At 76.9% G+C, this 307-nt stretch carries 1 pseudogene; it reads right to left on the reverse strand.

The window, feature by feature from the left end:
* Positions 1-307 (reverse strand): annotated as a pseudogene (locus KVT14_RS20220) (hypothetical protein); the annotation flags it as partial.

Here is a 307-nt window from a genome sequence, read left to right on the forward strand (position 1 = left end):
TCCACGGCCGCGTCGCCCCAGCGCTCGCGCGCCTCGGCCTCGTACCGGCGGAGGTCGGAGCCCTCGTACATCTCCTCGGCGGGCATGTCGGTGCCCCATTCCAGGGGCTCGATGGTGGCGGCGACGGTGCGGGCGAGCCGGTCGAGCCGGTCCCGCTCTCCGAGCAGCGCGGCGTGGTGCTCGCGCAGCCGGCCGGCCTGGACGCGCGCCGGGTCCGCGTCCGGGGTGCTCCCGCCGGGTGCGGTCGCGTCGAGTATGTCCCCGATCACCGCCAGCCCGACGCCGAGCTCCCGGAGCACGAGCACCT

Source organism: Cellulomonas sp. GbtcB1, assembly GCF_019091725.1.
Taxonomy (GTDB): Bacteria; Actinomycetota; Actinomycetes; order Actinomycetales; family Cellulomonadaceae; genus Cellulomonas.